This window comes from Methylomonas sp. EFPC1, assembly GCF_016925515.1.
Lineage (GTDB): Bacteria > Pseudomonadota > Gammaproteobacteria > Methylococcales > Methylomonadaceae > Methylomonas > Methylomonas defluvii.
In genome coordinates this window covers 523,957-549,569 of the sequence record NZ_CP070494.1, presented here as the reverse complement: position 1 = coordinate 549,569, position 25,613 = coordinate 523,957, and the positions used below count along the sequence as shown (strand labels likewise).

The 25,613-nt window shown below is 52.1% G+C and carries 21 protein-coding genes; 12 read left to right on the top strand and 9 right to left on the bottom strand.

Annotation, left to right across the window (positions count from 1 at the left end; genetic code table 11):
• Positions 1 to 59: 59 nt before the first annotated feature.
• Positions 60 to 1,295, bottom strand: a complete 1,236-nt coding sequence (locus tag JWZ98_RS02545) for a glycerophosphodiester phosphodiesterase (protein ID WP_051669772.1) — start codon at positions 1,293 to 1,295, stop codon at positions 60 to 62.
• 84 nt (positions 1,296 to 1,379) lie between these two features.
• On the bottom strand, positions 1,380 to 2,975 hold the full coding sequence (locus JWZ98_RS02540) for an alkaline phosphatase D family protein (protein ID WP_033155891.1): 1,596 nt from the start codon (positions 2,973 to 2,975) through the stop codon (positions 1,380 to 1,382).
• Between the two features lie 462 nt (positions 2,976 to 3,437).
• Between JWZ98_RS02540 and JWZ98_RS02535 the strand changes: the two genes are divergently transcribed.
• The 4 genes from JWZ98_RS02535 to radC all read left to right on the top strand — a co-directional run bounded on the left by JWZ98_RS02535 (position 3,438) and on the right by radC (position 9,109).
• Positions 3,438 to 5,474 carry a cytochrome P450 gene (locus JWZ98_RS02535; protein ID WP_205453066.1) on the top strand — a complete coding sequence of 679 codons (2,037 nt, stop codon included), beginning with the start codon at positions 3,438 to 3,440 and terminating at the stop codon, positions 5,472 to 5,474.
• Between the two features lie 40 nt (positions 5,475 to 5,514).
• Positions 5,515 to 6,819 carry a hypothetical protein gene (locus JWZ98_RS02530; RefSeq protein ID WP_205453058.1) on the top strand — a complete coding sequence of 435 codons (1,305 nt, stop codon included), beginning with the start codon at positions 5,515 to 5,517 and terminating at the stop codon, positions 6,817 to 6,819.
• 13 nt (positions 6,820 to 6,832) lie between these two features.
• Entirely contained in the window at positions 6,833 to 8,188 is a 1,356-nt protein-coding gene (locus JWZ98_RS02525) for a Dyp-type peroxidase (RefSeq protein WP_205453056.1), read from the top strand.
• A gap of 246 nt (positions 8,189 to 8,434) precedes the next feature.
• Positions 8,435 to 9,109, top strand: a complete 675-nt coding sequence (gene radC / locus JWZ98_RS02520) for a DNA repair protein RadC (RefSeq protein WP_205453054.1) — start codon at positions 8,435 to 8,437, stop codon at positions 9,107 to 9,109.
• A gap of 13 nt (positions 9,110 to 9,122) precedes the next feature.
• Here the strand turns inward: radC and JWZ98_RS02515 are convergent, their stop codons facing one another.
• The 6 genes from JWZ98_RS02515 to JWZ98_RS02490 form a co-directional block, all read right to left on the bottom strand.
• The gene (locus JWZ98_RS02515) at positions 9,123 to 9,857 is read right to left on the bottom strand and encodes a TIGR00266 family protein (protein ID WP_033155888.1); all 735 of its coding nucleotides are present in this window, start codon (positions 9,855 to 9,857) and stop codon (positions 9,123 to 9,125) included.
• A 49-nt stretch (positions 9,858 to 9,906) separates the two neighbouring features.
• Positions 9,907 to 12,228 carry a CHASE domain-containing protein gene (locus JWZ98_RS02510; protein ID WP_205453052.1) on the bottom strand — a complete coding sequence of 774 codons (2,322 nt, stop codon included), beginning with the start codon at positions 12,226 to 12,228 and terminating at the stop codon, positions 9,907 to 9,909.
• Positions 12,229 to 12,570: 342 nt separating this feature from the next.
• Positions 12,571 to 13,701, bottom strand: a complete 1,131-nt coding sequence (gene dapE / locus JWZ98_RS02505) for a succinyl-diaminopimelate desuccinylase (RefSeq protein ID WP_205453050.1) — start codon at positions 13,699 to 13,701, stop codon at positions 12,571 to 12,573.
• The gene (locus JWZ98_RS02500) at positions 13,701 to 14,039 is read right to left on the bottom strand and encodes an ArsC family reductase (RefSeq protein ID WP_205453045.1); all 339 of its coding nucleotides are present in this window, start codon (positions 14,037 to 14,039) and stop codon (positions 13,701 to 13,703) included. Before JWZ98_RS02500 ends, dapE begins: the two co-directional genes overlap by 1 nt.
• A 6-nt stretch (positions 14,040 to 14,045) precedes the next feature.
• Complete coding sequence (locus tag JWZ98_RS02495) at positions 14,046 to 14,291, bottom strand: hypothetical protein (protein WP_033155885.1); 246 nt, start codon at positions 14,289 to 14,291, stop codon at positions 14,046 to 14,048.
• Positions 14,292 to 14,649: 358 nt separating this feature from the next.
• Entirely contained in the window at positions 14,650 to 15,087 is a 438-nt protein-coding gene (locus JWZ98_RS02490; RefSeq protein WP_205453044.1) for a hypothetical protein, read from the bottom strand.
• A gap of 285 nt (positions 15,088 to 15,372) precedes the next feature.
• Here JWZ98_RS02490 and JWZ98_RS02485 point away from each other — a divergent pair, with 285 nt between their 5' ends.
• Together JWZ98_RS02485 and JWZ98_RS02480 are read left to right on the top strand one after the other, a co-directional pair.
• Positions 15,373 to 16,131: a hypothetical protein gene (locus JWZ98_RS02485; RefSeq protein WP_205453043.1), complete on the top strand. Its 759-nt coding sequence runs from the start codon at positions 15,373 to 15,375 to the stop codon at positions 16,129 to 16,131.
• Between the two features lie 179 nt (positions 16,132 to 16,310).
• Positions 16,311 to 17,396, top strand: coding sequence for a glycosyltransferase family 4 protein (locus JWZ98_RS02480; protein WP_205453042.1), 1,086 nt, complete (start codon positions 16,311 to 16,313; stop codon positions 17,394 to 17,396).
• Between the two features lie 18 nt (positions 17,397 to 17,414).
• Here the strand turns inward: JWZ98_RS02480 and JWZ98_RS02475 are convergent, their stop codons facing one another.
• Positions 17,415 to 18,629 carry a glycosyltransferase family 4 protein gene (locus JWZ98_RS02475; RefSeq protein WP_205453041.1) on the bottom strand — a complete coding sequence of 405 codons (1,215 nt, stop codon included), beginning with the start codon at positions 18,627 to 18,629 and terminating at the stop codon, positions 17,415 to 17,417.
• Between the two features lie 34 nt (positions 18,630 to 18,663).
• Between JWZ98_RS02475 and JWZ98_RS02470 the strand changes: the two genes are divergently transcribed.
• The 6 genes from JWZ98_RS02470 to JWZ98_RS02445 all read left to right on the top strand — a co-directional run bounded on the left by JWZ98_RS02470 (position 18,664) and on the right by JWZ98_RS02445 (position 25,436).
• Positions 18,664 to 19,281 (top strand): PIG-L family deacetylase, encoded by a 618-nt coding sequence (locus tag JWZ98_RS02470; protein ID WP_205453039.1) that lies wholly within the window; start codon positions 18,664 to 18,666, stop codon positions 19,279 to 19,281.
• A gap of 291 nt (positions 19,282 to 19,572) precedes the next feature.
• Positions 19,573 to 20,580 carry an NAD-dependent epimerase/dehydratase family protein gene (locus JWZ98_RS02465; RefSeq protein ID WP_205453037.1) on the top strand — a complete coding sequence of 336 codons (1,008 nt, stop codon included), beginning with the start codon at positions 19,573 to 19,575 and terminating at the stop codon, positions 20,578 to 20,580.
• The gene (locus JWZ98_RS02460; protein ID WP_205453035.1) at positions 20,573 to 21,316 is read left to right on the top strand and encodes a WecB/TagA/CpsF family glycosyltransferase; all 744 of its coding nucleotides are present in this window, start codon (positions 20,573 to 20,575) and stop codon (positions 21,314 to 21,316) included. The genes JWZ98_RS02465 and JWZ98_RS02460 overlap by 8 nt, the downstream gene beginning before the upstream one ends.
• A 9-nt stretch (positions 21,317 to 21,325) precedes the next feature.
• Positions 21,326 to 22,882, top strand: coding sequence for a radical SAM protein (locus tag JWZ98_RS02455; protein WP_205453033.1), 1,557 nt, complete (start codon positions 21,326 to 21,328; stop codon positions 22,880 to 22,882).
• Positions 22,883 to 22,999: 117 nt separating this feature from the next.
• Positions 23,000 to 24,433 carry a radical SAM protein gene (locus tag JWZ98_RS02450; RefSeq protein WP_205453031.1) on the top strand — a complete coding sequence of 478 codons (1,434 nt, stop codon included), beginning with the start codon at positions 23,000 to 23,002 and terminating at the stop codon, positions 24,431 to 24,433.
• A complete protein-coding gene (locus JWZ98_RS02445; protein ID WP_205453030.1) occupies positions 24,426 to 25,436 on the top strand; it encodes an NAD-dependent epimerase/dehydratase family protein in 1,011 nt (336 codons plus the stop codon). Before JWZ98_RS02450 ends, JWZ98_RS02445 begins: the two co-directional genes overlap by 8 nt.
• Positions 25,437 to 25,613: the final 177 nt, after the last annotated feature.

The window sequence follows — 25,613 nt, the reverse complement described above, 5'->3', positions numbered from 1 at the left end:
AAGGCGATGCTCCGCAAGCCATGGAGCTTGCAGAACATAATGACAATCATCGACTAGCGCTAACGATGACTCCCTAGGTGACTCCACTCCAATCTGCAACATTCTCCAGCCTGCGTGCCATCCCCGTGCACCAAGGCATCACGTGCCGCAACCCCGGTGTCGGCAAAGTCGGTAAACAAGCCATCCACACCCAAATCAAAGTAATACGTCATTTCCTGCTGCGGATCAGCAAAGCCGTAGCCACTGGCATCGTTGCGGAAAGTCCAGGTGTGCACCAGCAAGCCTTTGTCGTGGGCCATTTCCACCACGCCGGTACTGCCTTCTACCCGGCGGTCGTTGATCGTGATAGTGCCGTCGCCGTCACGGTCCACACCGTCGGCCACCGTTTTTACCAAATACGGCTTCCAAGGACCAATTGCATCCGCATAGGATTTAACAAAATCCAGACCGTCGTTGCTCAGCAAATCGGCAAAAGTACGTTGATCGCCTTTTACCACAAAGTCATAAGGCTGTTGGTAAGGTGCAACCAGCGATAGTGAGCCGTCCGCATTGACGTCGTCAGCATCGATCAGTTGTACCAATTTGATGTTGGTCTTGCGGCTTAAATATTGCAGATTGCTGACTTCGAAAGACTGGATAAACACCGGCGCGCAGGCACTGTTGCCATATTCCTTATGCAGTTTTTTTAACAGTTTGTCTTCGAAGAAATGCTTGCCAAATAGCGGCTTACCCTTAGCATTCTGCAGTTCGGCGTGATAAGTCGAATGTTTGATTTCAGGGTAGATGCCAATCCGGCGACCGGTTTTTGCGCTTTGCTGCTTGGCCAGCGCGATCACTTCGTTCAAAGTCGGGATTTCAAACTCACCGTCATATGAATTGTCCCGGCCACGGGTTTGGATGGCGCGCAGCGTTTTGATTTCTTTCAAGGTAAAGTCGCTGGCAAACCAATCGGTCACGGCCACGCCATCCACCATGCGAGTGGTTTTGCGATCAGCAAACTCCGGATGATTGGCCACATCGGTGGTGCCGCCTATCATCGGTTCGTGGCGGGCAATCATTTGGCCGTCCTTGGTCAGCACCAGATCGGGTTCGATAAAATCCGCGCCCAGTTCAATCGCCAAGGCATAGCCAGCCAGAGTATGTTCGGGACGATAGCCGGACGCGCCGCGATGGCCGATGACCAGCGGGCCGGCACTGGCGTGTTCGTGATGTTCACTGTGCGGCAGCGCCTGGGCACTGTTTTGCGCACCGATTGCAGCCAGCATGGCCATAGTCAATAACGTGGGTTTCAACATGAATAGAGTCCTTATTTTGCTTGAAGTTAAATGGCTTAACCAGAGAAATGGCCGGGCGGCACATACCGTCCCGGCCACTTGGCTTTAGTCGTGATCGCGGTCGTTATGATCGTGCTCGCGTTCACGCTCGGCTTCCGCCGCCAGAGTTTTACTGAAGACCACAGCGCCGTCGATGTCCTTAAAATCCACCGTCATGGTGCGGCTTTTCTTGTCGATATTCACTTCGCCAAAAAATTGCAAGCCGGCGTAAGGCGACAGATTGGCTTGACCGGCTGGCGGCGCTTTGGAGAAAACCACTTGCGGACCGAATGTACCGTCGGTACTGTTGGGCCCGAAGGAACCGGCATTTAACGGACCCGCGACGAACTCCCAGAACGGCGCGAAGTCTTTGGATGCCGCTTTGGCAGGATCATAATAATGCGCGGCGGCATAATGGACATCGGCAGTCAGCCAAACCAGGTTGTTGATTTGCTCATGCTTGATAAAACTCAACAAACGAGCCATTTCCAGTTCCCGACCCGCTGCCGGCCCATCATTGCCATTAGCTACAGCTTCCCAACGCGCCTGGCCTTGGGCCGTGTTACCGTCGCCGATATTCAAACCAATCGGCATGTCGGCGGAGATGACTTTCCAGGTGGCTTTAGAGTGCTTCAACTCGTCCTGCAGCCAAGCCATTTGCTCGGCACCGAGGAAAGCGGTTTCGGCATTTTCTTGAGATTGCAGATTAGCGGTATTCGGGCCGCGATAGCTGCGCATATCCAGTACGAACACGTCCAATAGTTTGCCGTAGGAAATTTTGCGATAAATCCGCTCGGATTCTTCGGCATCGTGCGGACGCAGAGGTGCATATTCCAGGAAGGCTTTAGTGGCGCGGGCAATTAGCGTCGGTATATTTTTTTCGGTGTAGCGCGGATCGGCGCTCAGGTCTTTGGAATCTGACCAGTTATTCACCACCTCATGGTCGTCCCACTGCCAAATTTGCGGCACTTCGGCATTGAAGCGGCGGACGTTTTCGTCTAACAGATTGTATTTGTAGCGGCCACGGAACTCGTCCAAGGTTTCAGCGACTTTGCTCACTTCCGGCGTGACCACGTTAGTCCAAAGCTGGCCGTTCTCGGCCAGCTTACTCTCCGGAATCGGGCCGTCGGAATACACGTTGTCACCGCTTTGAATGAAAAACTGCGGCTGGACTTGGCGCATGGCTTCGTAGATTTTCATGCCGCCAAAGCTTTCGTTGATACCCCAGCCTTGACCAGCGGTGTCGCCGCCCCAAACGAAGCGGATGTCGTCGCGCTTACCGATAGTATGGAAATGTCCGACCACCGGTGCGCTTTTGCCGCGAGCATTAGTCAAATCTTCAAACCAGACTTTCACATAGACGTCTTTGCCATCAGCTAACCCGGTCAAGCCCTGGCGCGCGGTAAAGTCGGTTTCGGCCAATGCATAGGGGCCGCGGACACTAATCGCGTCCTTAAACTGCGGGTTATAAGCATATTTCAGCATCATCCGCGCCGGCCGATCCGCCCGGCTCCAAACGATAGCACGTCCAGGCGCTAAATCGCCGATCTGAATACCTTGCTCCATTTGCGGTACGTCAACGGTTTCCGCAAATACCGGCGCGTTCAGCGCTAACAAGCCGGCTATTGCCAATGCCAGTTTGGTTGGCTTTATGAATTGCATTGTGACTGCTCCTAAGCGTTGTGAAGAGGCCGGGATTATAGGCAGCAGCAAATGACAATCTGATTAAGGCCCGCAGAGAAAGAATCGGAAGATTTGCAGCGGATTCCGGCGACAGAGAAGCTTTCCGTTTGCTAGGTACCAGGCGGGCGCCGCCCAGCGCGTTTTGTGACGTGCTTCGCATTTAGGCACGGTTGTTGCTAAGCAACATTTTATCTTTCGCTTTTTATTTCAATTAGTTACGATTGATCTATTATTGATACTCCGTTAAAGCTCGGCGCTTGATTCGCGGATGGGTTAACAAGTGCTTGGCAGCCGATAACGGCATAAGTCAGCAGACCGACAAGCTGTTTTACCCAGCGCGCATACCAACATGCCATTCAAGCCGACATGACTAAACAGTCATCGGTGTATGCCAGCTATAGCATTAAAAACTATAACAATAGCAAGCAAGAGGAAGGAATCATGATCAAACCCGGCAGTACGCGGCGTGGAGCCAAATCCAAACAACTGAATCGTTTATTAACGATTCCTGTATCCCATATCAGCGAATTAGTCCGCTGGATGCTCGATTACGGCGGGGTACCGTACCGGGAAGAAGGCAGCGTGCCGATGCTGCATTTACCCTCCTTCTTGTTGGCGGGTGCCGATGCTAAAGCCATGCCGGTGCTGATCACCAGCGAAGCAACCTTATGTACCATGCACGAATCGCTGCAATACATCGACGCCCGTTTGCCCGCCGAACTGCGGCTGTATCCGCGCGATGAGAAAGGCTTGGCGGAGACCGAACGATTGCTGGCCTTGCTGGTGGACAAATTAGGCTTGGCGACACGCAATTACGGCTATGCGATGTTGCTGCCACACAAAGAAACCGTGCTGTCTTTCTGGCAGCAGCGGGTGCCAGCCTGGCAAAAATGGTTAGCCGAACGCGCTTATCCGATATTGGCTCAAGCCATGGAAAAATCCCTACCTGCCGATCCCGGCCAAGTCGAACCCTGCAAACAACAAATCGAGGCGATCTTTGCGGAGCTGGACACTCTGCTAGCCGACGGCAGAACCTATTTGCTGGGCAACCAGCCCAGCATCGCTGATTATTGTCTGGCAGCACTGTCTGCACCAGTGCTGTTGCCGGCCCAATTCGGCGGCGTACAGCCTAGCAAAGCAGAATTACCGGCTGCATACCAGGCTTTTGTCGAGCAATTGGCAGCTACCCCCACCGGCGCCCTGGCCTTGAAAATGTACCGCGAGCACCGGCCCACGCCGGCACCCGCTCTGGACTATCATCCTACGTCCACCACGCCGCAAAATATCGTCAGTTATTACCTGGCTCGCGGCGTTGCAATGCTGACCGGCGCCACGGTGCAACGTTGGCTATTCGGATTGTTACGAAAACATAAACCGGTACTGGTCCTGGGCAAACGCGCTTTGGTGACTCGTGACAGCGATGTCCGCGAAACGCTGGCGCGCGACACCGAGTTTACGATTGCCGAGATCAACGCGCCCAATATGCAACGCCTGAACGGGCCATTCTTTTTAGGGATGGATCGTTCCGAAACCTACAGCAAAGAGCAAGGTGCGCTGCGCCGAGTGATCAAGCCCGGCGAAGACCAATTGATTCGCCGCATCGTCCGCCAGCATTGCGATGACATGATCCAGGCTGCGTTGCCGGTAGGCCGCATCGACATGGTGTCGCAATTAACCCGACCAGTGGCGCGGCGTTTTATTCGCGATTACCTGGGGGTGCCAGGGCCGGACGAAGTGACGATGATGCGTTGGATGCGCTCACTGTTTCACGACCTGTTTTTGAATCTAAGTAACCAGCGCAGCATTCAAATCACCGCCGAGCAGTCCTTTCATGAGATGGGGCCGTATCTGTTGAATTTGATTGCCGAGCGCCGGCAGCGCATCCAGCAAGGCGAGCAGTTTGAAGATTTTCTGTCGCGGCTCATCAAAATGGGCATGGACGGCGAACACGATCTGGACGATGACGGCATCCGTCGCAATATCTCCGGTTTGATCGTCGGCGCGCTGGATACCACCTCGATGGCTACTACCTTGATTGTCGAACAACTGCTCAGCAAGCCCGATGTCATGCAACGCGCTAAACAAGTAGTCGACGACGAAGACAAACTTTTACATCTGTGCTTCGACGTATTCCGCTTCAACACCATGGCGGCGGCGATGCGCCGGCATTGTAAAAACGGCGCGGAGATTGCCGGCGTCAAGATTCCGCCCGGCACTGAAGTATTCGCCTTCACCGCCTCGGCGATGTTCGACGACAGCGCCTGGCCGGAGCCTTTAAGTGTGCGCGATGATCGGGCGCTGGATCGTTACATGCACTTCGGTGACGGCATGCACCGCTGCTTTGGCGAATACATCAATCGCATCCAAATCCCGACCTTGGTAGCCAGTTTGCTGCGCTTGAATAACTTAAAAATAAACAGCGGCATCTTGTACGACGGACCGTTTCCCGATCAATTTGTCCTGAGCTTTGATCGGTAACTTTTTACCAGCACGATAATAATTTCAAGAGGACGTGTGTATGCAACAAAACCCCATGACCGTTATCACGGAAATATTGCCGGACCAGCTGCAAAAGCTGGAAGCGTATCTGGCGCCGATAGGCACGGATATTAAAAACAATCCGGTGATTAAATTTTCCAATTATCAACAGCTGCACTATTGCACTTTTTTCGTCATTCCCGGCAAACATCCCTCCGAGGTGGATACCGGCGAGCCGGCGCTATTGGCGTTTGAAGCCAATATCGACGGCGAGGTGAAGCAATTTATCAACGACCTGATTGCTGGCAATCCGGAGTTTGTGAATACCGTTTATAGCTGCTGCAAGGATTATCCGGGCAACAACGCCAGCCAACTGGCTGAGTATTTATTAAAGAACGACCATGGCGCCAATGCCTTTTACGTCGCCCATCCCGGCCAAACGCGCAATACGATTGTCGAGCAGCAGCAAATCCGCGAACGCATCGAAGCCTATATCGACGCCAATCGCGCGGAATTGGCAGCCAAACAACCGGCCGAAATTCACGCCGACATCGTCAAACATTTAGGCCCCGTCAACAAACCCACCCCGCAACCGTTTTTAAACAGTGCCGGGCAAATGATCTTCAACGGCTTACTAGCAGCGTTGGGTATTTTATTGGTAGGCGGCTTCTTCGGCATGTTCGGACCGCTGGTGGAGTTTTTGGCGGTAATAGCGCTGATAGCCGGCGTCGCATTCGCAGTGCTGTTGCGCTGGAACGAAATGCGCGATAAGCAGGACGACAAACCCTGGACAGTCTCCGAACAGATGCAAGCCATCCAGCGCGTAGAAGACCGGCAATTACAAAACCATCTGACCAGCGTCATCGAAATCAAACCCGGCTGGTTTCGGTTGACCACTTTAAAAATAGTGCTGGCCGGCATCAATCTGGTTGCCAAACTGGTGGCGACCAAAGGCGACCTCAGCGGCATCGTCACTATCCATTTTGCCCGCTGGGTGATTCTGCCCGGCAATAAACGCCTGTTGTTCATGAGCAATTACGACGGTAGCTGGGAAAACTACCTGGGCGAGTTCATCGACCACGCCAGCGTCGGCTTGACCGCCGTTTGGAGCAACACGCAATTAGGCAAGGACCGGGGCTTTCCGGATACCCAATGGCTGGCCTTGCGCGGCGGCTCCCGCGACGAGCAGCGCTTCAAAAATTTCGCCAGAAACAGCCAGCTTGCCGAGTTGGTTTGGTATAGCGCCTACATCGATTTGTCCGTGAAAAATGTCGCCAATAACCGTGCGATACACGAAGGCTTGTTTTCCACGACCAATCTGGCTGCTTGGCTGAGATGCTTATAAAAGGACTCCCACAATGACCACCATCGATAAATTAGACGACGTACAAGGCATCGTATTTAGCGGCTATAACAAACATATGGCCCACTGTAGTTATTACCTGTTAAAAATCGACGATGCCGGCAAAACGAAACCTTGGCTGAAAAATTTGGTCGATCAAAACCAAATCAGCCATGGCGCGGACAAACCGACCGATGAAACTGAAAACCGTATCAACCTGGCGATCAGTTATTCCGGTTTCGAACAGCTAAATCTGGATAAAGACAGCCTGTACAGCTTTGAGCTGTCCTTCCGGGAAGGCATGCATTCCGAACATCGTTCCGCGCTGCTGGGCGACCGCGGCATCAACGATCCCAGCGCTTGGGATTGGGGCAGCGGCGACAAGCGGGTGGACCTGTTGTTTATGCTGTTCTCCAAAAATGACGCGATCCACAACGCCAGCCGTAAGTATCACGAAAAAGCCTTTAAAGGCGCGGGCTTAAGCGTCGTGCAGCGTCTGGATGCCGGCGAGAAAAAGCAGGACGCCAATGGCTTTACCTTGGAGCATTTTGGTTTTGCGGACGGCATTTCCGATCCCGTCGTAGACGGCTTCCCGACTACCAGCGGCACCGGCGAAATCGCTACCGGCGAATTTTTGCTGGGTTATCCGAATCAATACGACGGCAAACTTACCAAAATGCCGCAGTTGGGTAGTGCCGGCGAAGCGTTCGGCAAAAACGGTACTTATCTGGTCTTGCGGCAATTGAAACAGGATGTCGGCGCGTTCTGGCAATTCATGGAAGATGAAGCCGCGCGGCAAGGCATCACCGCCGATTATCTGGCTGCCAAATTCGTCGGCCGCTGGAAAAGCGGCGCTGTGGTGGAGCCCAATCAGGACAGCGATCCGAATAAGGTTGATAACAGCTTCAATTTCACCAAAGACCCGCACGGCACCGGCTGCCCGCTGGGCTCGCACATTCGTAGGGCCAATCCCAGAGCAGTCGGCTTGGGCGCCACTGCAGAAGAAGCCTTGAAAGTCGCCAACCGCCACCGCATCCTGCGCCGCGGCCGCAGCTACGGCAACTTCCTGGAAAACCCGGCGAAAGATGACGGCAAAGAGCGCGGTCTTTTGTTTATCTGCTTAAACGCCAATATCGAACGCCAGTTCGAATTTGTACAGCACACCTGGATTAATAGCGTCAAATTCGCCGGCCTTTACGACGAAGACGATCCATTGATCGGTAGCGGCGTAGCGGAAAATCGCAACTTTACGATTCAGGATGAACCATTGCGGCGGCGGGTTTGCGGATTTCAGCAATTTGTGACGACACGAGGCGGCAGTTATTTCTTTTTACCTAGTTTGAGTGCGCTGGGCTTGCTGGCTAGTTCCTGATTGGGCATTTTGCAGTAAGGATTGCTATTGAATACGCTTGGCGAAAGGAGCACCAGCCTCTTTCGCCAAGCTGCGGCAACCATGTATACCAAAGCGTTGCAAACATTCCCTTCATCGCTAACTTTGCGTGCAGCGCACCTAAAGTCTCGGCGCAATTAGCCATTTAATCTTTTCAGTTTGCATCATGGCAAACTCCTTCTGCTTCTTCTATGCTTAAAATCAATTATTAACGGCCGGGAGGAGTTGATGAGCATCAAGAATTGGCCCACAGACGAGCGACCCCGAGAAAAACTATTGCAGCGTGGCGCTACCGCGCTGACGGACGCCGAGCTACTGGCGATTTTTCTGCGTACCGGCACGCCCGGCAAGTCGGCGGTGGATATGGCCCGGGATTTGTTGAGCGAATACGGCTCCTTGCAGGCGCTGCTTGGTGCCGATCAACAACGCTTTTGCCGGAGCAACGGTTTAGGCGATGCAAAATACGCCCAATTACAAGCCGTACTGGAAATGGCCCGCCGCCATTTCGCCGAGATATTGCAACGCGGCAGCGCCTTGACCAGCCCGGCCATCACTCGCGCTTATCTCAGCGCCCAATTGCGTAGCTACAGTTTCGAAGTGTTCGCCTGCCTGTTTCTGGACAACCAGCATCGGGTGATTCAATGGGAAGAGCTGTTTCGCGGCACCATCGACGGCGCCAGCGTCTATCCGCGCGAAGTCGCAAAAAGGGCCTTATTTCATCATGCGGCAGCGGTCATATTTGCTCACAATCACCCGTCCGGCATCAGCGAACCCAGCCAGGCCGACCGGCAAATTACCGACAAACTCAAACAGGCCTTGGGCCTGTTCGACATCCGCGTACTGGACCATTTCATCGTCGGCGACGGCCAGCCCTTTTCGTTTGCCGAACATGGCTTGCTTTAGCTCTTGACCGCCGCTACTGGCTATCTTGACCGATGGTTGGCTTATATTGGCTTAACACCCGCTCCGCCAAGCGTGAAAACGGCATGCTTTGAATCCACACCGAACCGGTGCCTGTCAGCGTCGCCAGAAACAAGCCCTCACCGCCGAACAGCATGCTTTTCAAGCCGCCGCTCATCCCGATGTTGTAATCGATGTCGCCGCTGAACGCCACCAGACAGCCGGTATCCAGACGCAAGGTTTCGTTACGCAATTCCTTACGGATCACCGTGCCGCCGGCGTGAATAAAGGCCATGCCGTCACCGCGCAAGCGTTGCAGAATAAAGCCTTCGCCGCCGAAAAAGCCGCTGCCCAAGCGTTTGTTAAAGGCAATATCCACTTGGGTGCCGTACGCGGCAGCCAAAAACGCCGATTTCTGGCAAATCACTTCTTCACCCAATTCAGCCATATTCAATGCCGCGATTGAGCCCGGAAACGGCGCGGCAAAGGCCACCCGGCGTTTTTGCGCACCGTGATTGGTGAAATGGGTCAAAAATACCGACTCGCCGGTGAGCATGCGTTTGCCGATACCAAACAGCTTATCCATCACCCCACCGGAACCGTCGCCCATCTTGGCTTCGAAGTCTATATCCTGCTCCAGATACGTCATCGCCCCCGCTTCGGCGATCACGGTTTCTTTGGGGTCGAGCTCGACTTCGACCATTTGAATATCATGACCGATAATCTGATAATCGACTTGATGGCAACGCATAGGTATCTCCTCTTGTTTAGTTGAAAAATTAAACGCTTGCTAAGCAGACTCAACCGGGCTGAAAAAATTCATAGCTGCCGCGGCCCTGCTGTTTGGCAAGATACATGGCCTGATCGGCGTGACTGAGTAAGCAATCCGGCGTACCCACATCCAGCGGACATAAGGTAATACCACTACTGACGCCAATCTTCGCGGTTTGCCCGCCGATATAGTAGGGCTGGGAAATCGCCTGATGAACACGCAGCAAGGCTTGCTCACACTGCGGCTTGGATTCCAGACCGCCCATCAATAAGGCAAATTCGTCGCCGCCTAATCGGCACACCGTGTCGTCCTCGCGCAAATTGGCCTTTATCCGCTTAGCCACCTCGATCAGCAATGTATCGCCAGCCTCGTGGCCGAACTGGTCGTTGACCTGTTTGAACCCGTCCAGATCCATATACACGACACCCAATAAGGTACTGTCGCGTTTACAGCGCGCCAAGGCCTGACAAAATCTATCGTTGAACAAGATCCGGTTAGGCAATTGCGTCAACGGATCGTGATGCGCCAAGCGTTCCAGTTCCTGCTGCTGAAGTTTGGCTTGGGTGATGTCAGAAAACAAACCGACATAATTCAGAATTTCGCCGGTGCGGTTGCGCATGGCCGAGATCGTCAGCAATTCGACATATAACTCGCCGCTTTTCTTGCGATTCCATATCTCGCCTTGCCAGCAACCCTCGGTTTGCAGGGTTTGCCACAAGTCTTTATAGAATTGCGCATCGTGTTTTCCCGACTGCAGAATACTATGATTGCGGCCGATCACTTCCTCGCGGGCATAGCCGGTTATCGCGCAAAAAGTCGGGTTGGCATCGATAATATTGCCGGCCGCATCGGTAATGGTGATGCCTTCATGCGCATCGCTAAACACACGGGCTGCCAATTGCAATTTATCTTCGGCGCGCTTGCGCTCAGTAATATTGGTCAAAATGCAATGAATAACGGCAGGTCGGGCCTTATCGCCCTGCAAGCGGCCGTCCAGAATCACGGTCAACATATGACCCAATTTTGTCAGCAGCGACAATTCGCATTCCAGCAAACCGTAGTGATTCAGCAGGTGCAGTTTTAGCCGAAAATCCTGTCCGGTTTCCGGCGAAATGAACTCAAACAGTTTGCGGCCTATCAGTTCATCAATGTCGTAGTCCAGCAGCGCACACAATTGCGGATTGACATCCAACAAATTACCTTGCCTATCCATTGCCAGATAGGCCACCGGCGAGTTTTCGAACAAGCTGCGGAACCGGCTTTCGCTTTGCCGTAACGACTCGGTCAATTGCAGCGCAATCGCCGCGTTTCGGCGTGCATTGATATAGGCCCAGGTAATAAAAAACAGCAAAAAGCTGATCAGCACCAACGCCAATACTTCAACCCAGGGCGGCTCGAATCTGGCGGTCTTACTGAAGGCTGGCATGGCACTGTAACGCAAGGTCCAAAAATGTCCGCCCAAATCCAGGCGCTGTATGCGAGTCATGGCACCGGCATCGGTTTTAAACGCTGCCGGCACCAAGCTGGCCTGACTATCGAAAAGCAGGCCCTCGGCACTGAGATCGTCCTGATCAAAAATCTCCAGGCGCAAGGCCAATAAATCCTGTCCCAGGATAGCTTTCAGCAAGTCATTCATGCGATAAGGAATGTATACCCAGCCTAGTAGCGCGGAACGGCGCTGCTCTAAGGTTTGTGGGATGCTGCCGTTGCGATACACCGGGAAATACGCCAACATCCCGGCTTGTAAATCGGCCTTGGTTTCCTGGATTAGAACCAACTTACCGGTATAGGCCAACTCGCCGTTGTCCCGCGCGCGCTCCATCGCTTTGCGCCGAATCGGTTCAGAGTACATATCGTAGCCAAAGGCGCGGAGATTGCGGCCGCCGAACGGCTCCAAGTAGATAATGCTGGAATATTCGCTGCGCGGTTCTAACGGATTAACTACATAGTCAGGAAAGCCCTGGCGGCGAATATCGGCAATATGCTGTTCGAGCTGTCCGGCGGGAATCCAGACCGTATAGCCCACGCCTTGCACCCCCGGATGGCTGCGATCCAACTCCAGCATTTCAACAAAAGCACGCCAGTCCTCGCGGGTAACCTCGTCGCTGGCGGCAAACAAGCCGGCGGCGCTGCGTAGCGTTTGGCCATGCAAAGCCATGCGTTTGCTGATGTCGCTGGTAAGGCGTTGGGTTTCGAAATCGAAATATTCCTGTAAACGCTGCTGATAACGCCAATTCAGATCTTGCCAAGCCACAAGCAAGGCAGACAGCGAAATCAGCAAAATCAGGAGAGCCGGATAGTAATGCCGGTAGCGCGCCAATAACTTTTGTGGAGCAGGGCTAGTAGTCATGCTTTCCCCTGTTGATATCGGAATATTCCGTTTCAGACCGTCGGCCAAGCTTACGCCACAATCTAGGCTTAAAAGTATAGCGTGGTCGTTGCGATTAGTATCCGGCGAAATTTCCGGATCAAACCTTCGGTAATCACTGTTTGAAGATAATCCCTTGAGCGCTTCGGCATAGCTCAATCATGGACCGGCGTTTCTCTAACTTGCCAGCGGGTTGGGCAGAGTATTAGAGGCCGAGGGGGTGACGACTGGGGGAAGACAATTGTTTACACGGGCCCGGTGCGAACCCTGTTTAGGCAGTTGGGCTCCCGCAGAAGCGGGAGTGCCTGTATTTTAAGAACCTGCTTAATGCGCCAGCAAATTGACCAAAATCTGTTGGTAAATTCGGCTTAAAACGGCCAAATCGTCCAGGCCAATGTGCTCATTGACCTTATGAATACTGGCGTTCAACGGTCCCAATTCGATGACTTGCGCGCCGGTCGGGGCGATGAAACGGCCGTCGGAGGTGCCGCCGCCGGTATCGTCCAAAGTTTGAAAGCCGCAGACGCTTTCAATCGCGGCATGCGTGGCGTCGATTAATTCGCCTTGCGAGGTCAGGAATGGGTTGCCGGACAAGCGCCATTGCAGATCGTATTTAAAGCCGTATTTGTCCAAAATTGCCTGGGTACGGGCCTTGATGGTCGCTTCGTCCAGCTCCGTGCAAAACCGCAGATTGAACTGCACTTCCACCTGGCCGGGAATGATGTTTTCCGCACCCGTGCCGCCGTTGATGTTAGAAACCTGCAAGCGAGTTGGCGGAAAAAATTGATTGCCATGATCCCACACTTCTTCAGTCAGTTCCTTCAAGGCCGGCGCGAGAGTATGAATCGGGTTTTCCGCCAATTCCGGATAAGCCACGTGGCCTTGAATGCCCTGCACTGTCAGTTTGGCGCATAAGGAGCCGCGTCGCCCGACCCGAATCACGTCGCCGATTTTCTTGTCGCTGGACGGCTCGCCGACTAAGCACCAATCGATTTTTTCGCCGCGCTGCTCCAGCACCTCGACCACTTTGACCACACCGTGAGTGGCTATGCCCTCCTCGTCGCTGGTCATCATGATCGCTATCGAGCCTTTATGTTCGGGATATTCGGCCAGGAAACGCTCGACGGCTGTGACAAACGCGGCGATGCCGCCTTTCATGTCCGCGGCACCACGGCCATAGAGTTTGCCATCGCGGATGGTCGGTTCGAACGGCGGGGAATCCCACGCCGCCAAAGGCCCGGTCGGCACCACGTCGGTATGCCCTAAGAACACAAACAGCGGCGCCTGTTGCCCTTTTCGCAACCAGAGGTTTTGGGTATCGGCAAAATTCAGGCGCTCGTCAACAAAGCCAAGCTTGGTCAAGCGCTGCGCCAGTAAATCCTGACAACCGGCGTCGTGGGGGGTGACTGATTCGCGACGAATCAACGCTTCTAGCAAAGAAAGGGTTTCGCTCATTATTCGGTAGGGTACTGATCGGGGTTGAAGCCGACGATCAGTTGCTCTCCATCATCCAGAATCGGGCGCTTGATCAGGGTCGGCACAGCCAGCATGAGTTGCACGGCCTTGTCGGGGGTTAAATCGGCTTTTTGCGCGTCGTCCAACTGACGCCAGCTGGTGCTGCGTTGGTTCAGCACGACATCCAGGCCCAGCGCATCGACAAAGCGTTGCAGCAAAGCCGCATCCAGGCCATCGATTCGATAGTCGTGGAAGCGGTAGGCAATCTGCCGCGCTTCCAGCCAAGTGCGCGCCTTTTTAACGCTATCGCAGTTCTTGATGCCGTACATTACCAACATAGATTATTAGCCTTCTTCGCCGGCCAACAATTCTTCCAGGCTAGGCAAGGTTTTATCGGCGTGGGCACGCGCTTTGTAAACGTCCACAAACTCCATGAAAGCCTGCTCCAAATCGTCCAGCACTTCTTCCTCATCGGCTACCTCGTCTTCCGGAATTTCATCGGATTCCAGGTAGTCTTTTTGAATAGCGATCTCGCCGTTCAGAGATAACAGGGCGAGGATTAGGGCATTATTGGAAATATTTTCTGGCATGGTGTGCTCGCAGGTTAGGATTGAAGAGAAAAACGGGCCGGCAACTGGCGGCAATTAAATCAACTGCGCGTAGGCAGCGTATCGAAAGGGGTCGCATTCATGCTGTGTTGCCTCCTTGGAACTTATGCCCGCATTGTAACGCATAGCCGCTCATCCTTGCCATGCGTTAAAACTCCCTGGCGCGCCGTCATACTTTCCCTGATCGGCTATTTTCCGCCGGGCATACTCCCGTTTCGATTCTCAGGACAAGCTTACCAGCTACATTTGCAATTACATCGGTTGGTTCGGAAAATTCCTACCTAGGGCTGCATAGCCGCACAAACCCGAGCGGCAGACCGCATCCGGTCGATCTATCCGCTTAAAGCCGTTTTAACTGTATCCGCGATCGAAACACCGGTAGCCAACTTCTGCTTGAAAAATGCAGGCAAGGGACGTTTTGCGGCGTGATAGTCACTTGCCAATCCTCATCTCGAAAAAACCTAAGCTTGAGGTTGGCATCATCCAACACCCACACCTCGTCCAGCCAGAAAGAGCCGTAGGGCACGCCAAACGAACGCACCGCCAGCACGTTGAACTGGCTATCCAGCAAGATTATCTCTGTGGCTTCTTCAAAGGGGCAATCCCAATCGCAAATTAACAGGTATTCATGCGCGGGAGTTTGAAATTGATGCAAAAGCCGATAGCCGGGCACATAAGACGAGCTCGGCAAGCCATTTATCAGCAATTGAGTCTGTAATGGCCAATCTTGATATTCGCCGACGTGGCTTTTCAAGGAAAAAATGTCGGTTGTTTGCATCGTCTCGACCTGGATAAAACGAGGTTACCGTTTGATTTTATTACAGTCGAAAATTCGACAATCCTGAGTCTATCAGCAGCGCCCGTTTACAGAAACATCATCAAGCCAACCTGAAATCCCCATATTCCCTGCCCCGTTGTTTACAATAGCCCTCAAGGCACTTATTTTTGAGACCCATGACCGCAGACTGGCAACTTATGCCACATCGCGCGCCCTAAAAACTCACTCAAATATCGCCATACCCAATACCGTAAAACCATTCCAGCACAGGATACATTTTCCCTCATGAAATTCACCGACACAGGCACACTAGTCAATTGGCAGTTAGACGACATTCATATTATCCAACCCTTACACGATAAAGCCGACGGCGGTTCGCGCGGCGGTGTGTATCTGTGCATACCTAATTTTGAAGAATTATCGCCACCTTTCGCGCTTAAACACGGCGAATACCGCATAACGCCTTGCGAGACTGATCTACCGCACCAAAAAAACCTCACCGCGCCTGACGAAACTAACTGGGGCAGCGTCGCAGTAATCACCGATTGGCAGGAGCAGACGGAAGCAAACAGCAAAACCCTGACCGTCAGCACCCGCATTCGCGCGATGTCGGAAACCGCCTTGGTTCGCCCCGGCTTTCACCCCTATTTTTCGATTTCGCCCAACAGTTTTATCGAGATTGCGGATACGCAGATCGAAGTTGCAACGCTCCCGCACGATAGCTTGAGAGTACATCACGCCAACTCGCCAGCGGCACCGATCCAGTTAAGCACAGCCAATTACGTGGTCACAATGGCTTGCGACATCTCGCCATTGTCGGCGGACCTGGCATTAGCGTTTGGCATTTGGAGCGACAAAAAAGCCGAGTATGTCTGCATCGAGCCGATCATCGGCAAGCAACCCGGCTCGGATGGCCTGCCGACGCCGCTGACCTTGCAACAGGATGAAGAGTTGGTGATGGTGTTTACGATTCGGGCGGAAAGAGCGGGATTCGCCGACCAGTTATCCACCTCTAAAATCGGTCAAGTGACGCCCATCAACTAAACGAGGCAAATTTACAAAACAGCGATTGCCCTCCTCTGCCATGCTGGGTTTAAATCTTGGGCTGATTTTCGTGGTAACATGACATGTCTACAAGTAGTCGCCACCATCTCACGAAATCGAAAACCGACCATACGCGCCCTCGCGTTCTGATCGTTCAACCCGTGGTACCACACTATCGCGTGAGACTTTACGAATTAATTTATCAACGTTTGCAACAAGTTGGCATCGAACTGCAAGTAGCCTACGGCACACCGAACGTTGAGCAGGCTGCCAAACGCGACTTAATCGATTTGCCTAAATCGATTGGCCTAAAAGTCAAAAACTATTGGTTTTTCGGTGGTAAATTGCTTTACCAGCCGATATTCTGGCAAATGCTATCCGCTGACCGAGTAATTGTCCTCAACGCTAACGGTCATATTCTGAATTATCTCATTGCTCTGGCAGGATTATGGGGACGCCGCAATTTGGCTTTTTGGGTGTGGTGGCCAAGTTCACGAGCCAATACCGGATCGTTCAAAGAGCGAATCCGACAACAACTGATGAAGACAGGAAATTGGTGGTTCGCTTACACCTCCGGCACCCGAAACTACCTTTTGCTTGACGGGATACCTAGCGCGCAAATTACCGTGCTAAACAATAGCGTGGATGTATCCGGTTTTCGCGAGATGCTAACGGCGATAGGTGCGACCGAACTCAGCAATTTCGCTACTCTACTCGGCATTCCCAACGGCGTTCCGATCGGCCTATTCTGCGGCGGATTATATGATGACAAGCGTTTGGACTTTCTGCTCGAGGCGGTGAAATTAATCCAGGCAGACTGTCCGGACTTTCATTTGCTGGTATTGGGCGATGGCATAAGACGAGACTTGGTCTCACAAGCCGATGCGAGTGATCATAGAATTCACTACCTTGGCCCCTGCTTTACCATGGAAAAGGCCTTATGCTTCCGCTTGGCCGAAGTTTTCCTTTGTCCCGGCTTAGTTGGACTGGCAATTCTGGATGCATTCGCCGCCGGTTTACCACTAATCACCACCAACATTCCCATTCACAGCCCGGAAATCGAATATCTGTGCGACGGCGTGAACGGACTATTGGTAGCCAACGATTCTCGAGCCTACGCCAATGCCGTTATTTCTTTGCTGAAATCACCATCCACACTTCGCCGCCTGAGTAGCGGTGCCTTGGCAAGTTCACGGCAGTATTCTATCGAAAGCATGGCGAATCAATATGCCGAGGGCATTATTGCCAGTCTGAAACGCTCTTAGCCGGAAAAGCGTTACGCTTTAGATAACCGCAAGAGCATCACGGTATATTTGCATTAGCTGATGGTAATTCTCCTGCGCGGTATACTTCAACTCATAGACACGACGTGCGGCAATACCCATTTGCAACATTCGCTCAGGGTTAGCAACTGCCCAACTGACCTTGGCTGCTAAGTCTTGGGAATCACCCGGATTAAAAAGCAAACCGGTGACGCCATCTTCAATAATTTCAGCCATGGCACCCAGTCGGCTGGCGATCACCGGCAAACCATGAGCAAATGCTTCCGCAATCACCATCGGAAACCCTTCGATCCATAGTGACGGCATCACCAGAAACTCAGCATTTCGCATGAACCCCCCTACTTCTGAATTTGGCTGATGCCCCCCCCACGTCATCCAATGATTGGACCATCTTCTTAGATCCGCCATCAAGGGGCCGTCCCCCACTAAAATAAGCGGATAGTTGATCCCACGCCAAGCCTCCATCAAGGTCATGAGACCCTTTTCCTGACTAAGACGACCGACAAACACCCCCCCTTTGCGATCAGCTCGCAAGGTATAACCGGGATCACTGATAAAATTAGGTTTAACACGAATCCTCTCGCCAGGCAGGCCAGCCGCGACAAACCGGCGTTTCGCGGCTTCCGACGGCGCAATAAAACATTGAATTTGCCTCTGCAAAGTCTGGTGTCGACGATGTGTATCGAGCGCGAAAGCGAACAGCACTGAGCCGAACCAGGATTTACGATAGCAGCGGTGCCAGGCCCCCCAATACGAAGAGCCATTGACACAAAGTTCGCATGGCAGTCCGTTCCTATGTAAAAATGCTCCTACACAACAAAATGTACGAAAATCGTGTAGGGTCTGAACCACTGGCACGTTTGCCTCGCGCGCTGCGTCATAGGCTGCTGGAGTAATACGCGGAAACAAGTTATGGCAGTGCATCACGTCGGGGCGAAATTCGCGAATACGTTGATTAAGCTCCGCTTTAGCTCTATGGTTGTACACCGCATTTAATGCGACCGCGAGATTATCCTGCCAGCCATTCAAATCGCCGTTTCTTAAAGCCCAGATGGAAACTTCATGTCCCTGAGTCATAAGCAATGAGGACTCGTTGGCTACCACTACATCGTCCCCACCAAACCCTCTGCAATGGTTCTGGACCACTAAAACACGTAGAGGACGAGTCGGGCGAATACCGATAAAACTTAAGCTGTCTAGCTTTTTTATGAGCATGTAATTTTCAGGGCGCTTAGAATAAAATGCCAAAATGCCAACACAATACAACACCCTGATATTTTCCCCCCACATTGATGACGAGGTACTCGGCTGCTTTTCATTTTTAGGCCCCGACTGTTTTGTACTGCATTTCGGCGCGGAAGACCGGCCTTATGTGTCTCGAATCGAACGCATTCAGGAACTGGAACGCGCAGCCACCATGCTCAACTTCCAATGGAACGTGCTCGACAATCCCGTAAATCACTACAGAATGCAGGATCTGATACCAGCCATGGAATTGGCCATCAATCAGATAAAGCCAAATAGGGTACTGATTCCTGAACCCTCTTATAACCAGGACCACAGAGCAGTCTACGATGCAGGAATCGTAGCAACCCGACCACACGATACCAACTGGTTCGTACAAAATGTACTGATTTTCGAACAGCCGGATAGTCTAGTCTGGCTACATTCCAAATCAAATGAGCCAAGCTACTTCCGCGAAATACAAATCGAGCAAAAACTGACGGCTTATGCCCTTTATTCTTCGCAGGTTCGCGGACATCGATCGCCTGAAACCCTGCAAGCAATTGCGAGTCTGCGTGGCGCACAAATCTGTAAACCTTACGCCGAAGCATTTCGGGTTAAACGGCTCGTAGATTTTCGCTAAACCCAAGACGCACTCAATTTGCTTACCATCCGGCCGCATAGTCAAGCAAATCGCAAACGGTAACTGTTCGGAGAACCTAGCCCATCGGCATATCGAAACTTACTCGCCCGTTGTCATTACCCAATTTGGGCAAAGGTATTGCTGACGAACCGGGACAATGATATTGTTTACCAGACTAGCCATTATTCTATTGTGACGCTACCTGTTCGGACTCCGCCACTTTTTCCTAAGCAACGGAGATTTTCATAGCGTCGCAGTTCACAAGAAGCCACTGAAGCGGGGTGTTTAACCATGGCAAAGCAAATTCTGGTGACGGGAGGCCTTGGGTTTATCGGATATCACCTTTGCAATCGCTTATTAGTGTTAGAGCCGGCCAGCGAGATTACCGTCGTCGATAACATCAGTTCCACCAAACTCAATTATTCAGACCTGTTAGGCCATCTAAAACTCCACATTCAGGACGTTGAATCCCTTCCAGACGACCTGGGTCAATTTGACGAAATTTACCATCTCGCTAGTCCCGTGGGCTCCCTGGGCATTTTAGGAAAAAGCGGCAGGATTGCTGGCAGCATTCTGGGTCTTGCCGAAAAAGTCGCCAAAATAGCTACTTATTCCAAAGCCCGCCTCTTGTACGTCTCGTCGTCAGAAGTTTATGGTAAAAATGGTCAGCAATTAGAGTCTGTTGAGCAGATTGTGCCCTGCAAACGCGGTGCCAGGATGGAATACGCATTGGCGAAATTAACCGCAGAGCATGTCTTGTTAAATCTAGCGATGGAAGGGGATTTCCAGCTAAAGATCGTACGCCCATTTAACGCCATGGGGGAATGGCAAAGCTCAAACATCGGTTTCGTCATCCCCAAATTTTTTGAGGCGGCATTGGCGGGACGTGATCTGCAAGTATTCGGAAATGGTCAACAAATCCGATCTTTTTGTCATGTATCCGACCTTGTCGATGGCATCATCCAAGTACAGGCCAAGGGTAAGATAAATAATATTTATAACCTCGGCCACCCTGACAATGTCATTCCAATCGACAAACTGGCAGGTCTAATCAAAGAATTATGCGCATCGAACTCCGAAATAAGATACGTGGACCCAGTGAGCCTTTATGGCAAGCACTATATCGAGGCCTTCGACAAGATACCCATTATCACCAAAGCCATTGACGATACGGGGTGGCGACCCAATATCAATTTACAAGCGGGACTGACACGTATCCTAAACCACTATCTGAAGATCGCAGAACTACAAATACGCCGCCCGATAGAAGATAATACGCCTCAAGACGTCAATGCCTGAGCGCCCCTACAACTTCGGTCAGCTAGTCATAAATACCGGAAGTTTGTCCTACTTGGATAACTACCTTCGCCAGTTCATGATTAACCCAGCTAGGCGATACATGTTGGTAGGGTTTTTAAATCCTCATGTTTACAATTATGTAGAACGCGACGCTTACGTCCGTTCTTTTATCCAAGTATGTGATCTCGTTTGCCTGGACGGTGTTGGAATTACTTTGGCATTTCGCTATCTTTTTGCGCAAACACCGCCGCGGGTCGTCGCGACAGCTTTGTTTGATCGCGCTTTAGCTTGGCCAGAACCCAGAGTAAACGCCGTGCTTATTGGTGGCACACCGACCCAGGCGCAATTGGCAGCAGACAACATTAATAGCCGAAATGGTTCCTGGCACATTGTCGCAGCCTACCACGGCTTTATGAAGTCCGAAGAATATCGGGCCATATTGGCACAACATGCTGATATAGACGCGGTTCTAGTAGGGGCCGGCACCCCCAAATCCGAACAAATTCTGCTGAATGCTCGGGACGTTTGCCAAAGGGCGCTATGCTGGCATATCGGCGGAGGTACATTAGCAGTCTACGCCGGCCACAAGGCACGCGCGCCGGCATGGGTATCAAAACTCGGTATTGAATGGATGCACCGATTCCTACACGAACCCCATTATCGATCCAGAATATACCCAGGAGCAATCGAGTTTGCCGGACATCTGTTTAAGAATCGGTTTTTTACCGAACAATGAGGTATAGCGATGAACATACTGATTGCCAATCCAGCGTTTCGCCGCCCACTAAGCAACGGTTTAGAGCGTTACCTGCTAGGTTCCGGCATGCGGTTTCCACTGACGCTGCTAAAACGCCCTAAAGATAAACCACGTTACACCACCTTTCCATTTTTCTTAGCCTACTGCGCCGCCTTACTAGAACGCGACGGTTTCAAGGTTGATGTGATCGACGGAGTACCTTTGAATCTTACCGAAGATGTGTTTTTGCGCGATGCGCGCGCAGTCAATCCTGCCATTATTCTTCTGGAGCCAAATACCGCTGTCATCGACGATGTAATAAGGTTCTCGCTCGCCCTGAAATCCGCCACCGGAGCAAAAATCATTCTGGCCGGTGCTCACGTCAGTGTGTTCGCAACCGACATTCTCGACCAATACCCACACATCGATTTCGTCCTGGCTGGCGAATACGAACTAATCTGCCTGGCACTGATACAAGCCCTAAGCGCGGATAAGCCATTAGAGGCTATAGCGGGATTGGCGTATCGGATGGAAAATAGTCAATCTCGTCTCAATCCGCCGGCAGCACTTATTTACCCTCTAGACCAACTACCGCCACCCGCGCGCCATCTATTTCCTCGAAATGCGGAGCCTTCGATTAGCGCATACTACGACGGCATGTTTCAGCATTCGCCAACAGCCTACATGCACACCAGCCGCGGCTGTCCGTATCGTTGCGACTTTTGCGCCTGGGTACAAATTCTTTACAGAGGCGAGCCACAACGCTACTTCAGTGCAAGCCGGGTGGTCGACGAGATGTGGTTGCTGGTCGAAAAATTCGGTGTCAAGGAAATATACTTCGACGACGACAACTTCACCTCCAATAAACAACATGTCCGCCAGCTTTGCGCAGAGATAAAGCAACGCAACCTAACGATCGCTTGGTCAGCAATGGGCGACGCGATCGCGCTTAACGAAGAACTGTTGGAATGCATGGCGGACGCGGGCTGCGTCGGCTTGAAATTTGGCCTGGACAGCGCTAATCCCGAGGTGTTGAGCGCGATAAAAAAACCACTCAAAGTGCAACGTTTACAAGCCCTTATCGATAAAGCCGGAAAACTGGGCATCAAAACACATATGACGGTTGTGTTTGGCCTGACTGGTGAAACGATGGCATCGATGATCAATACTTTTGAGTATGCTTGTGAATTGGATATTGATTCGGTGCAATTCAGCATGGCTACACCCTGCCCTGGCACGGACTTCCACAATCAACTGCTCGCGGAAAATCGAATTCGGCCAGTAAAGTGGGAAGAATACGATGGTAGCAATATGAGCGTAATCACTTATCAAGATATCTCTGGTTCATTCTTGGAGCACTTCACCACCGCCGCACATACCCGCTGGCTACGACGCAAAGTCATTAAGCCGCAGTGGTTGCGGCGGCAAGCACGTTATTTACTGCGTCTGGCACAAGGCCAAGGACTTCGAGGATTGTACAAGCGCTTTCGCCGTGCCACACAATTACTCTCCGGCGATTCAGTAACGCTTGCCAAAACAGACGCCGCCCGGATGATGCGCTGGTGATTGCATCATAAAACTCTCCGCCTACGACACTTATCTTTCGGGCCGAAAAAAATGAAACTGCTGCTATGCGTACCCAATCAAGTCGTTCGTCTTGATGGCATGAAAGCTAGACCTGCAGTGAGCCCCCCTCTTGGCGTACTATCCCTCGCCGCCTACGTCAGGCAAAGCGCATGGCGCGGATCGGTCCAAATCTACGACGCTCGCCTGAGTGCCGCATTCCGGCACGAAGACGAGGATTGGATTTTCGGTGATACCGACGAACAAATCGAAACTCAAATTCGCTCGGCCAATCCGGATATCATCGGCATCTCTAATATGTTTAGCAGCCAGATTGATCGCGCCTACCATTTTGCCGATCTGGCAAAGCGAATAGCACCAAACGCAATTATCATCATGGGAGGGCCTCACGTATCGGTCTTTCCACTGGAGGCTCTGTCCCGACCGAGCATCGATTTTGTGGTCATAGGCGAGGGCGAAGAACGCCTTAGCCAACTCCTCATAGCCTTACAGAGCGGCGAAAACCATCCAAAAATACAAGGTGTTGTGGCAGACCGTGCCGACCTGGACCTGTTGCGTACCAACCCGAGAGCACCGGTCAGTTTTGCTGACCCACTGGATGCGCTGCCCTTACCGGCATACGACCTGGTCGATATGGAAAGTTACTTCGCGCTGGCGAGGCGCGGTCTATCTCCGCGGTTTCGTGAATGGGGCAAGCGCCCTATCAGCATGTTGACCAGCCGGGGCTGCCCGCATAAATGCGTGTTTTGTTCGATTCAAACCACGATGGGTTATAAATTTCGCGCCCATTCTCCTGCCTATTCCCGCAGACATATCCAGCATTTAGTAGACGATTACGGTGTCGATTTCATTCATTTCGAAGACGACAATCTCGTACACGATACAGAACGCTACGACCAGATTATCGACTTCATGCTGACCTTTGAGCCGCGTATCAAATGGGACACTCCAAACGGCGTTAGAGGCGATGCCTGGACGCTACAACGCATCCGTCGTGCAAAAGAATCCGGCTGCCAGTTTCTTACCGTAGCGATCGAGTCGGGTGTCCAGCGCGTTGTGGATGACGTTGTACGCAAACGCCTAGATCTAAAAAAGGTTGATGAAATGATGCATTATTGTCAGGAAGTCGGTTTAAGACTACATGCTTTTTACATCATTGGCTTTCCAGGCGAAACCTTAAGCGATATTAAAGCCACCGTTGCCTATGCACTTGAGCGTTATTGGCGGTTCGGCGTCGTGCCAATGTTACAACCCCTAATTCCGATCCCAGGCACCGATGTTTACGATGAGATCGCTGCACATGGCCTGCACAATGGCAGCATAGAAACTGCGTACAACCAAGTTAAAACAGGCGATTTCGATCCCGATGTCATTCAGGCGATTTACCGGACCTATCTACGCAAACGGTTGATCATTTTTGCGCTCAGGTCTCTGACATCGCTTAGTGAACTCGCCTATAACGCCCGCTTGATTCTAAAGTACCCGAAGGGGGCGGCTTACGCGTTATTGAACGCAGTAAGAGCCAATGGCTAGCGCCTTAACATTAAGCCTGAATAATGTCGAACAGTCATCGCTAGTTACCGGCGCCACAGGATTTTTAGGCAGGCATTTGGTCCGTTCTCTCATCGAACACGGCCATACTGTCACCGCACTAAGCCGACAGCATCCTAATCTAGTCACGCCATCCGTCCGCTTCGTATCTGGCGATATTTTAAATGAACACAGTTTGGCCGACGCAACCCGCAATGTTTCGGTTGTCTATCATTTAGCAGCAATCGTTCCAGGCAAAGGAGGACAGGCAGAACAATGGCGCGTTAATTACCACGGCACCCGATTGTTGCTAAAGTCGTGCATCGAGAACGGTGTTAAACGACTGGTTTTCCTTAGCTCGGTTTGCGCCTATGCACCGCCACTCAACGCAGTAATTGACGAGGACAGTCCAATAGGCGGCGGAGACAGTTACGGCCAAAGTAAAGCTGCGGCAGAACTGGAAATAGCCAACGCCGCCACGAACGACCTTAGTACCGTGATCCTTAGGCCTAGCCAGGTCTACGGTCCAGGCGATAGCGGCTTTACTAGCATGCTGGTGTCGATGCTTAGCGGTAAACTCCTGTTCTTGGCAGGTCGTTCGCCGCGACCATTCTCGTTGGTCTACGTCGATGATCTGATTGAAGCTATCGTCCAAGCCGGTACCTGCCCCAACATCAGCTCAAACACGCTAAATATTGCTGGCCCTCCGACCGACTTGCGAGCGCTAGCTTCTGCCTATGCAGCCATCACCCACCATACAGCAAAATGTGTGCCTTTACCTATATCAGCTGTGCATTTGGCTCAGGAATTACGCTGGTTTAGCCGCAATCTCTCCGGTAACGCAATGCGACCACGCTGGAAGTCTTATTCTGCCAATCAAGTTTACGGTTCGGTGCTGCTGGGTGGCCCCGAATACTCAGCTAGCCGCGCAAAATTAGCACTCGGATTCGAAGCCAAAACCTCGATCCAAAAAGGTTTGGAAAATGTTTTGAGCCGCGACAACTAAGACTACTCGGCAAATTCGAACGAGTTAAGAAAACTGCATTAGATGAATGCCACTGCCATTGCCATACCCGACTAATCGCAATCCTGCTTTTGGGGCCAACCAAGTTGCCCGCACAACCAAGGTGTCCGACGACCTGTCGAGAATAGGAGGCGCATGGTTCGAGATCGATGCGCTTCG

Coding starts and splice junctions, on each gene's coding strand:
- JWZ98_RS02545 (WP_051669772.1), bottom strand. CDS start 1,295: ATGTTGAAACCCACGTTATTGACTATGGCCATGCTGGCTGCAATCGGT.
- JWZ98_RS02540 (WP_033155891.1), bottom strand. CDS start 2,975: ATGCAATTCATAAAGCCAACCAAACTGGCATTGGCAATAGCCGGCTTG.
- JWZ98_RS02535 (WP_205453066.1), top strand. CDS start 3,438: ATGATCAAACCCGGCAGTACGCGGCGTGGAGCCAAATCCAAACAACTG.
- JWZ98_RS02530 (WP_205453058.1), top strand. CDS start 5,515: ATGCAACAAAACCCCATGACCGTTATCACGGAAATATTGCCGGACCAG.
- JWZ98_RS02525 (WP_205453056.1), top strand. CDS start 6,833: ATGACCACCATCGATAAATTAGACGACGTACAAGGCATCGTATTTAGC.
- radC (WP_205453054.1), top strand. CDS start 8,435: ATGAGCATCAAGAATTGGCCCACAGACGAGCGACCCCGAGAAAAACTA.
- JWZ98_RS02515 (WP_033155888.1), bottom strand. CDS start 9,857: ATGCGTTGCCATCAAGTCGATTATCAGATTATCGGTCATGATATTCAA.
- JWZ98_RS02510 (WP_205453052.1), bottom strand. CDS start 12,228: ATGACTACTAGCCCTGCTCCACAAAAGTTATTGGCGCGCTACCGGCAT.
- dapE (WP_205453050.1), bottom strand. CDS start 13,701: ATGAGCGAAACCCTTTCTTTGCTAGAAGCGTTGATTCGTCGCGAATCA.
- JWZ98_RS02500 (WP_205453045.1), bottom strand. CDS start 14,039: ATGTTGGTAATGTACGGCATCAAGAACTGCGATAGCGTTAAAAAGGCG.
- JWZ98_RS02495 (WP_033155885.1), bottom strand. CDS start 14,291: ATGCCAGAAAATATTTCCAATAATGCCCTAATCCTCGCCCTGTTATCT.
- JWZ98_RS02490 (WP_205453044.1), bottom strand. CDS start 15,087: ATGCAAACAACCGACATTTTTTCCTTGAAAAGCCACGTCGGCGAATAT.
- JWZ98_RS02485 (WP_205453043.1), top strand. CDS start 15,373: ATGAAATTCACCGACACAGGCACACTAGTCAATTGGCAGTTAGACGAC.
- JWZ98_RS02475 (WP_205453041.1), bottom strand. CDS start 18,629: ATGCTCATAAAAAAGCTAGACAGCTTAAGTTTTATCGGTATTCGCCCG.
- JWZ98_RS02470 (WP_205453039.1), top strand. CDS start 18,664: ATGCCAACACAATACAACACCCTGATATTTTCCCCCCACATTGATGAC.
- JWZ98_RS02465 (WP_205453037.1), top strand. CDS start 19,573: ATGGCAAAGCAAATTCTGGTGACGGGAGGCCTTGGGTTTATCGGATAT.
- JWZ98_RS02460 (WP_205453035.1), top strand. CDS start 20,573: ATGCCTGAGCGCCCCTACAACTTCGGTCAGCTAGTCATAAATACCGGA.
- JWZ98_RS02455 (WP_205453033.1), top strand. CDS start 21,326: ATGAACATACTGATTGCCAATCCAGCGTTTCGCCGCCCACTAAGCAAC.
- JWZ98_RS02445 (WP_205453030.1), top strand. CDS start 24,426: ATGGCTAGCGCCTTAACATTAAGCCTGAATAATGTCGAACAGTCATCG.